We start from the raw sequence: 8,642 nt of genomic DNA, 5'->3' as shown, positions 1-8,642 counted from the left end.
TCGCGCCGGCCACTTCCTCGCCTTCATCCATCTCGCCGCAGCTATGTTATGGATGCGCTGAATGTCGATTCAGCCTAGTTACGGCGACGATGCTTGCAATAGAATTGAAGAGGGTGCGAGCAATGCCAGCCTGACGGCTGCTGCCTCGACCTTCGTCGCGACTACGCTAAAGTTCTGGCGGCGTCTTTGCCTGGGCGTTGGCGGAGGGCGGGAGCCGGCAATTGTCCGGCTTTGGCGAGGACCTGCAAATGGCGGGGCCAGTCAGCGTGTCCGATGTGTCCGGCCCGGTCACCAGCCCGACCTTGAGCATTACATCGGGTTCAAGCTGACGCTCGACCGAACTCTGATCTATCGCTGCGAACAGGCCTTGGCTGATCGCCATCTCGTCCAAATAGGCTTTGACAATCCGCTTCTGTCCCATTGAGGACACGCTGAGCCGCGCCTTGGGGTCGACCAGCCGCCTGGCGCCGCCGGCGAGCATGAGTGCGCAGGCTGAATCGCACTCCACTCCGAATTGGCTGATCAGCCCGACATAGGCGCCATTGTCGTCAAGACAGCCCGCCCCGGGCGGGTTGCAACCCAGGATATTGGTGCGGGCGACGACGACGTCTAGCTTGCGTTCGTGGATAAGCCGCCCTGCGGCCAAGGCGCCGAACAAGTCGCCGCCTCGTGAACTGATCACAATGGGAAGTCGCGGGTTGTCGAGCGCGGCGAGCAACTGGCGAAGTTTTTGCGGGGTTCGAGGGGTGACCGCGCCTTCCGCCGAAATCCATTCCGGGCAGTCGGGATCGCAGAGCGGATCGCTGCCGCGAACGACCACGAAACGCATCTCCGGCGCGGCATTTCCTGCCGCTCCTCGAAACGGCACGGCAGTCGGGGCTTTGGCTGGCTTGGAAGATGGAGCTTCCGCCTGTCGAGAAGGTGCCGGCTTTGCCGTCGTTACAGCGGCCGGCCGGGCATCCTCCGCTATTTCCCGGCAATTCGGAGCCGGTTTGTCACCCATGCACAGGATCACTCCGGTGAACAGCTCCACGGTGTCTGTGCTGGTGGCCAGTTTCATCGTTAGCATGTCGTGGAGGGTGATCCGCTGAATGTCGCTCGCCGGCGTGGCTTTCATTTTGTCGAGGACACCCTGCCCCACGCCCATCTCTGCCAAATAGGCCGAGATTTTCCGCGCGAACCCCTTGCTCATCTTATAGGTCTTGTAGCTTCGGCCTTCGGTGACGGTCTCCGTTGTGACCTGATATCTTTTGCCCCGAATGGTTTTATAGGTGGTTCGAAAATGCCTTGTGGAGGGGAACCAAGTGGTGGTGATCTGATGAACACCCAGATAGGCCCAGCCACCGGCTACGCGGCGAACGCCACCTGCGAACATCAGGGGACATGCAGAGTTGCAAATGGCGCCGCCATCAGACGCCACGCCGAAATAGGCAACGCCCTTGCCGAAGCTGGCCCCGCAGCCCTCCGTTCCCGGCCAACAATCGGAAAACTCGGTCTTGCCGATCGCGATGTCGAGCCCGTTCTTCCGTATGATGCGACCAAGTTGAAGTGCGGCGTCGACATCGCCGCCAGGGGAATTGACAATGATCGGCAGTTTGCGGGTGCCGAGTTTTTTCAGCACTCGCTTGAGCAGAGCCGGCGCGTCGGCAGTGATGGCGCCTTCCGCTGAAATCCATTCCGGACAATTGGTCTTACAGCCGACTGCACTGCTACGCGCAAAGATGAACCGCATGTCCGAAAAGCCGTCGGAAGACGGGCCGTTCAAAATGAACGTATCGGGCCATGCCCGTATGAGGACGTCATCGGCCTTTGCTGCAAAGGCCACCACCACAATAGCAAGCACCGGTGCCCGGCGAACCAGTATGCGAAACCATCTTGATGTGCAGTTTAAATGATGCCCCGAAATCATGATTGGCGACGCCCCCTGCCGCAATCGATAATAATTGCGGCAGTGGTGCATGCAATAGCTTCGAAGCAACCGTGCTGCATTTATGCTGCACTGTGCAAGTAAACGAAAAAGGGCGGCCCGAAGACCGCCCTTTCCTTGTCGAGCCGGCAAGTGCCGGATCGATCATTCTTTGATGGTGACGACGATGCCGGCACCGACGGTGCGGCCGCCTTCACGGATGGCGAAGCGCAGCTTCTCTTCCATCGCGATCGGCACGATCAGCTCGACGTCGACGGTGATGTTGTCGCCGGGCATCACCATCTCGGTGCCGGCCGGCAGCGTCACGATGCCGGTCACGTCGGTGGTGCGGAAGTAGAACTGCGGCCGGTAGTTGGTGAAGAACGGCGTGTGCCGGCCGCCCTCGTCCTTGGTCAGGATGTAGGCTTCGGCCACGAACTTCTTGTGCGGCTTCACCGAACCCGGCTTGGCCAGAACCTGGCCGCGCTCGACACCCTCGCGGTCGATGCCGCGCAACAGCGCGCCGATGTTGTCGCCGGCCTGGCCCTGGTCGAGCAGCTTGCGGAACATCTCGACGCCCGTGCAGGTGGTCTTGGCCGTCGGACGGATGCCGACGATCTCCAATTCCTCGCCGACCTTGACCACGCCGCGCTCGACGCGGCCGGTCACGACCGTGCCGCGGCCCGAGATCGAGAACACGTCCTCGATCGGCATCAGGAACGGCTTGTCCAGCGGACGGACCGGCGTCGGGATGTAGGCGTCGACCTGCGCCATCAGCTCGCGGATGGCGTCCTCGCCGATGGTCTTGTTCGAATCTTCGAGCGCAGCCAGAGCCGAACCCTTGACGATCGGAATGTCGTCGCCGGGAAACTCGTTCTTGGTCAGCAGCTCGCGAACCTCGAGCTCGACCAGCTCGAGCAGCTCGGCGTCGTCGACCTGGTCGACCTTGTTCAGGAACACCACGATCGAGGGCACGCCGACCTGGCGGGCAAGCAGGATGTGCTCGCGGGTCTGCGGCATCGGGCCGTCGGCGGCCGAAACCACCAGGATCGCGCCGTCCATCTGGGCGGCGCCGGTGATCATGTTCTTGACATAGTCGGCATGGCCGGGGCAGTCGACATGGGCGTAGTGACGGTTGGCCGTCTCGTACTCGACATGCGCTGTCGAGATGGTGATGCCGCGCGCCTTCTCTTCCGGCGCCGCGTCGATCTGGTCATAGCGCTTGTATTCGCCAAAATACTTCGTGATCGCCGCCGTCAGCGACGTCTTGCCATGATCGACGTGGCCGATCGTGCCAATGTTCACATGCGGCTTGGTGCGCTCGAATTTACCTTTTGCCATAGTCTCTTTCCTTGGGCGGCCTTGACCTTCAGTTCAGTCGAATGCGGGGCGATTAGCGACAACGGCCGCAAAACACAAGTGCCTTGTGGTTGAGCGTTGTCTCGCTCGAGCCGAACCAATGATCTGATTTCAGGGTATGGCGCGGATATAGGATCGCGACAGGCGAATTCAAATCCGCGCGTCTTGCCTCGGCTAGCTCATCGACAGTTTCGCGCGGGTAGACGCCCGATCGGCCGGAACTGGCCCATTGCCGCCCCGATCCGCCTCTGATTTCTTCAGCCAATGCAATTCCTTCCGGCAAATATCCGCGGCCCGCTGTTCATGATCGTCTCGACGGGATCCTACCTCGTCAATGACACGATGATGAAGCTCGCGACCGCAGGGCTGCCGCCTTATGAGGTGCTGCTGCTGCGTGGCGCGGCCGCCACACTGTGGGGCATGCCGCTTCTGCTGATGCTCGGCTATGGCAGGCAGATCCCGCTGCTGTTCGAACGCAAGGTGCTGCGCCGGAACCTTTGCGAGCTGGCGGCGATCCTTTGCTACGTCGTGGCGTTGGCCAACATGCCGATCGCCGATTCGACGGCGCTCGGGCAGATCACGCCGCTCATCGTGCTGGTCGGGTCCTCGCTCCTTTTCGGCGAGAAGATCGGCGCCGTGCGAATGGCGCTGATTAGCCTAGGCTTTGTCGGCGCCGTCATGGTGGCGCAACCGACGATGCAGGGCATTTCCATCTATGCCTTGCTGGCGCTGGGCAACGCGGCCCTGGCCGCGGCGCGCGACCTCGCCGGACGTAAGGTGGGCGCCGAGGTGCCCGGCATGATCGTCGCCATCTCCGCCGTGGTTGTCGTGCTGCTCGGCTCAGGTGTCGCACACCTTGTCTCGGAACAGTGGGTGATGCCGGAGGGCCGTCATCTCCTTTTGCTTGCCGGCGCCGGCCTGTTCCTGATCTTCGGTCACTTCTTCATCTTCATGGCCTATCGCGCCGGACCGACAAGCGCGGTGGCGCCCTTCTACTATTGCTTCACCGTCTGGGCGGTGATTTCCGGCCTTTTGGTGTTCGGGCAGCTCCCCAACACGCTCGCCGTCTGCGGCATTCTCCTGGTGATCGGCAGCGGCCTCGCCATCGTCTCGCTCGACGAGCGAAGGAGGCGCTTGAGCGTTGTGGCCTGAGGTCGTCCGGACTGAAAAGCTGAACGCTACAGCCCCACCCTTTTCTTCAACGGACGTTTGGCAAGGAATCCGACGAGGTTGCGCAGCGTCCGCGGGTAGACCAGACGGCCGTTGCGAAAAGCGGTCAGATCGCCGGCGACATGCAGCGAGGACGTCTCATCGGGATCGCCTTGGGGGATGCCTCCCCATCGTGCCGGATCGTAATAGTCGACAAGGAAACCGTAGTCGTAGCGGCAGAAGCGCATCGCCTTTCTGAACGCCGCGGGGGACAGATCCGATGGACTGACCTTGCCCCGGGCTGCCTGCAGCCGCGGCATAGAGACTGTCCTGCCGCTGACCGTGGACAGGAAGGCGCCGACCTTGTCCATGTCCTCGAATTTGAAGACGTGCTCGAACAGGAACAGGCTGGAACCGATGAACCGGCGTGGCGAGGCGACGTGAAAGTGGATGTCCCCTGAGCATGCGCAGTATTTTTCGATGTTGAGGATGAAGGTATCGGGATCCGGGTTGGTCGGCAGCCCAAAGCTCTCGAGCAACTCGAGGTTGGGCGAGCGTGACCGTAGGACATCGGTGTCCAATATCCTGCTGGAATAAGCCGAGAGCAGCCGCTCCAGCGGATCACGAACGATCGTGAATTTGCCGCTGAGCCCGTCATAGACCGGCTCGAACGGATCGGCCCAATTGGTTGCAATTTGACTGTGGACGTCGTTGTCCGGGTCAACCAGAGCGGCTTCCTTGCCGCCGAGCGCCATCAGCGCGTATTTGACGCTGCTGGTGCCGCTTTTCGGGATTGGATAATAGGTGACCGGAAGGCCTTGAATCTGGACCGCCATCGCCGTTCCGCCCCACGCCATCCAATGCCAATACGCAGCGCGGTCGCGTTCGACGACCAGCGCTCGGCTGACGATCCCACCACGGCGATCGAGCCGTGGTTTCGCCGATCGTTTGACCGTTCTACAGCGTGCGCCTGCCGGAGAACTGGTGATAGGCCCAGAGCACGACGACCGAGCCGATGACGGCGACAATCAGGCTCCAGATGTTGAGGCCGGTGACGCCCGATGCGCCGAAGGCGCTGAAGATCACGCCACCGACGATCGCGCCGACGATGCCGAGCACGATGTCCATGATCATGCCCTGACCGGTCTTGTTGACGATCTTGCTGCCGATGAAGCCGGCGATCGCGCCGAGAATGATCCAGCTGATGATGCCCATTTCTTCCCTCCAATCCCCCCGCTGCCAATCATTTTCATATGATTGTCAAAAGCTCAAGACAGCTTGAAAATCCCCCCGCTTGAGCCATTCTGGCGCCGGGTGGACTTGGTTGATAGGAGATCCATGATGGGCCTTTTTGACAACGCCGTTCCCGGCGGCAACATCACCAAACCCCTGATGATCGCGCTCGGCGCGCTGCTGGTCGGCAAGATGCTGAGCGGCAGAAGCGAGGAACAGCCGGCCGAAGCTCAGGCCCCCGCCCCAACTCCCGCCGGAACCTCCGCCGATGGCGGCCTGCTCGGCGGACTGGGCGGGCTGCTCGACAGACTGCGAGACGCCGGCCACGGCGGCGTAGCCGATTCCTGGGTCGGCACCGGCCAGAACCGGCCGATCAACGCCAACGATCTCGGCTCGGCGCTGGGGCCGGCGGTGATCCGCGAGATCGCGCAACGTACCGGTATGAACGAGCAGGAGCTGCTGCAGCAATTGTCCACGGCGCTGCCCGGCGTTGTCGACAAGCTGACGCCGAACGGCCAAGTCCCGCCACAACATCAGGTGACATCGGCTTTCAACAGCTAAGCACAAGGCAGATCGAACACGCCGCGCGCCACGGGTGCTCGGCGTTTTTCTTTTGAGGCCTACGACGAAGAAAATCTGGAGCGGGTAGCGGGAATCGAACCCGCATATTCAGCTTGGAAGGCTGCTGCTCTACCACTGAGCTATACCCGCCTGCGCTAGCATCGGAAAACAGTGGCACACTTCCGGTGCTTTTCGTTTCAGGGCTTCCGGGCCGGCAGTGGTGGAGAGGGTTGGATTCGAACCAACGTAGGCTAAGCCAACGGATTTACAGTCCGTCCCCTTTAACCACTCGGGCACCTCTCCAGTCTGCCGCCGGAGCCATGCAACGAGGCATTTCAGCCGACCCGGAGCCCGAGTAAGGATCTTCTCCGAAATCAGCGATGCGCCTTATGGCGGCAAGGCCGGTGGGTGTCAACCGGCGCGGCCAGGGTTTTTCGAGGATGTTCGGCATTCGTCGCCGCAGCCCGTATCCTTAGCCGGCCGGGACGGTTATAGAGGTCGGCATGAGCGACAACAAAAGCAGCAAACCGGGCACCCCGAAGGACACCCACTACGCCAAGCTGAGGCGCGCGCATCGCGACCAGAAGGCGGGCGGCGCGCCGGCATTCCGGCCGCGCCAACCGGTGCCGCCGGGCGAAGGCCCCGCCGACGGACTGGTGCGGCTTTACGGCCTGCACACGGTGCGGGCCGCACTCGACAATCCGCGACGCAAGATCAAAAGAATGCTGGTGACCCGCAATGCCGCCGAGCGTCTGGCGATCGGCGATGTTGCCGCCCTGCCCTTCAAGGCCGAGTTGGTCGAGCCGAAAGATATCGACAAAATCACCGGCTCGGACGCCGTGCATCAGGGCGTGCTGATCGAGGCGGAACCGCTTAAACCCAAGCGCCTTGACACGCTCGGCGACACAAAGCTGGTGCTGGTGCTCGACCAGGTCACCGACCCGCACAATGTCGGCGCTATCCTGCGCTCGGCGGTGGCTTTCGGCGCCGGCGCGCTGATCACGACGGCCCGCCACAGCCCGCAGGAATCGGGCGTGCTGGCGAAATCGGCCTCGGGCGCGCTGGAGCACATCGACCAGATCGAGGTGAAGAACCTCGCCGACGCGCTGGGTCAACTGCACGATGCCGGCTTCCAGACGATCGGGCTCGATTCCGAGGGATCGGCGGAGCTGGAAAAGAGCTTCGCCGGAGGAAAAATTGCGCTGGTTCTGGGGGCGGAGGGCAAGGGCCTGCGCCAGAAGACGCGCGAGACGGTGACCGCGCTCGCCCGCCTCGACATGCCCGGCGCCATCCGCTCGCTCAACGTGTCCAACGCAGCGGCGGTGAGCCTTTATGCGGCCAGAAAATTCATAGCGAATAGCGAATAGCGAATAGCGAATAGCGAATAGCGAATAGCGAATAGCGAATAGCGAATAGCGAATAGCGAATAGCCGAAACACGGCGGCCCGTCGGCCTGCAATCCCTATTCGCTACTCCCTATTCGCTATTCGCTTCTAGGCCACTTCGTGGCCCGCCATCCGCTCCAGCGCCCTGACCAGCGCCGAGTGATCCTCCTTCGCCCCACCATTGGCGGCGCAGGAATTGAACAGTTGCTGCGTCGTCGAGGTGTTGGGGAGCGCAACGCCGAGCGCCTTGGCGCCTTCCAGCGCGAGGTTGAGGTCCTTCTGGTGCAGTTCGATGCGGAAACCGGGCGCGAAGGTGCGCTTGATCATGCGCTCGCCATGCACTTCGAGGATTCGCGAGGCGGCGAGACCGCCCATCAGGGCTTGGCGAACCTTTGCAGGATCGGCGCCGGCCTTCGAGGCGAAGACCAGGGCTTCGCCGATCGCCTCGATGGTGAGCGCCACGACGATCTGGTTGGCGACCTTGGTGGTCTGGCCGACGCCGTTCGGCCCGACCAGCGTGATGTTCTTGCCCATCTTCTCGAACACCGGCCTGGCGCGCTCGAACGCCTCTTCCTCGCCGCCAACCATGATGGTAAGCGAGGCTGCCTTGGCGCCGACCTCGCCGCCGGATACCGGCGCGTCGAGATAGTCGCAGCCGAGATCGTTGATCTTCTTGGCGAAGTCCTTGGTGGCGATCGGCGAGATCGAGCTCATGTCGATGACGAGCTTGCCTTTCGACAGAGCTGAAGCGACGCCGTTTTCGCCGAACAGCACATCCGTCACCTGCGGCGTGTCGGGCACCATGGTGATGATGATGCCGGCGGCGCTGGCCACCGCATCATGGCCGGTGACGGTCTTCAGCCCCTTGGCCGCGAGAGCGGCCGGCGGCTTCGAGCGATGGTCGCTGGCGATGACCGGGTAGCCGGCGTCGAGCAGATGCCCCGCCATCGGCGCGCCCATGATGCCGAGGCCAATGAAGCCGATGGTTTCCATTTTGCGGTCTCCTGAAGGTCTTTGTCCGAATGGATCGAAGGCTGGCGCCGCCCCTC

At 62.4% G+C, this 8,642-nt stretch carries 8 protein-coding genes and 2 tRNA genes; 3 read left to right on the top strand and 7 right to left on the bottom strand.

Annotation, left to right across the window (positions count from 1 at the left end; translation table 11 throughout):
• Positions 1–166: 166 nt before the first annotated feature.
• A complete protein-coding gene (locus CK222_RS18565; RefSeq protein WP_245433077.1) occupies positions 167–1,960 on the bottom strand; it encodes a hypothetical protein in 1,794 nt (597 codons plus the stop codon).
• A 111-nt stretch (positions 1,961–2,071) separates the two neighbouring features.
• Positions 2,072–3,247 carry an elongation factor Tu gene (gene tuf / locus CK222_RS18560; protein ID WP_066989565.1) on the bottom strand — a complete coding sequence of 392 codons (1,176 nt, stop codon included), beginning with the start codon at positions 3,245–3,247 and terminating at the stop codon, positions 2,072–2,074.
• Positions 3,248–3,529: 282 nt separating this feature from the next.
• Between tuf and CK222_RS18555 the strand changes: the two genes are divergently transcribed.
• The gene (locus CK222_RS18555) at positions 3,530–4,417 is read left to right on the top strand and encodes a DMT family transporter (protein ID WP_095801332.1); all 888 of its coding nucleotides are present in this window, start codon (positions 3,530–3,532) and stop codon (positions 4,415–4,417) included.
• A gap of 26 nt (positions 4,418–4,443) precedes the next feature.
• Here the strand turns inward: CK222_RS18555 and CK222_RS18550 are convergent, their stop codons facing one another.
• Together CK222_RS18550 and CK222_RS18545 are read right to left on the bottom strand one after the other, a co-directional pair.
• A complete protein-coding gene (locus tag CK222_RS18550) occupies positions 4,444–5,250 on the bottom strand; it encodes a sulfotransferase family 2 domain-containing protein (protein WP_095801331.1) in 807 nt (268 codons plus the stop codon).
• A gap of 121 nt (positions 5,251–5,371) precedes the next feature.
• Complete coding sequence (locus tag CK222_RS18545; protein ID WP_067321514.1) at positions 5,372–5,629, bottom strand: GlsB/YeaQ/YmgE family stress response membrane protein; 258 nt, start codon at positions 5,627–5,629, stop codon at positions 5,372–5,374.
• Between the two features lie 126 nt (positions 5,630–5,755).
• Here CK222_RS18545 and CK222_RS18540 point away from each other — a divergent pair, with 126 nt between their 5' ends.
• Positions 5,756–6,208, top strand: coding sequence for a YidB family protein (locus tag CK222_RS18540; RefSeq protein WP_067321636.1), 453 nt, complete (start codon positions 5,756–5,758; stop codon positions 6,206–6,208).
• A gap of 76 nt (positions 6,209–6,284) precedes the next feature.
• On the opposite strand, the gene CK222_RS18535 is transcribed toward CK222_RS18540, so the two are convergent.
• Together CK222_RS18535 and CK222_RS18530 are read right to left on the bottom strand one after the other, a co-directional pair.
• Positions 6,285–6,358: transfer RNA gene (locus CK222_RS18535), tRNA-Gly, on the bottom strand.
• 68 nt (positions 6,359–6,426) lie between these two features.
• A tRNA-Tyr gene (locus tag CK222_RS18530) sits at positions 6,427–6,511 on the bottom strand.
• Between the two features lie 200 nt (positions 6,512–6,711).
• On the opposite strand from CK222_RS18530, the gene CK222_RS18525 reads away from it, so the two are divergent.
• The gene (locus tag CK222_RS18525; RefSeq protein ID WP_095801330.1) at positions 6,712–7,575 is read left to right on the top strand and encodes an RNA methyltransferase; all 864 of its coding nucleotides are present in this window, start codon (positions 6,712–6,714) and stop codon (positions 7,573–7,575) included.
• 126 nt (positions 7,576–7,701) lie between these two features.
• On the opposite strand, the gene CK222_RS18520 is transcribed toward CK222_RS18525, so the two are convergent.
• Positions 7,702–8,586: a 2-hydroxy-3-oxopropionate reductase gene (locus CK222_RS18520; protein WP_095801329.1), complete on the bottom strand. Its 885-nt coding sequence runs from the start codon at positions 8,584–8,586 to the stop codon at positions 7,702–7,704.
• Positions 8,587–8,642 lie beyond the last annotated feature (56 nt).

The organism is Mesorhizobium sp. WSM3866 (assembly GCF_002294795.1).
In the GTDB taxonomy this organism is placed as follows: domain Bacteria; phylum Pseudomonadota; class Alphaproteobacteria; order Rhizobiales; family Rhizobiaceae; genus Mesorhizobium.
Note: the sequence above shows the minus strand (reverse complement) of the source record. Positions and strands in the feature narration are given on the sequence as shown.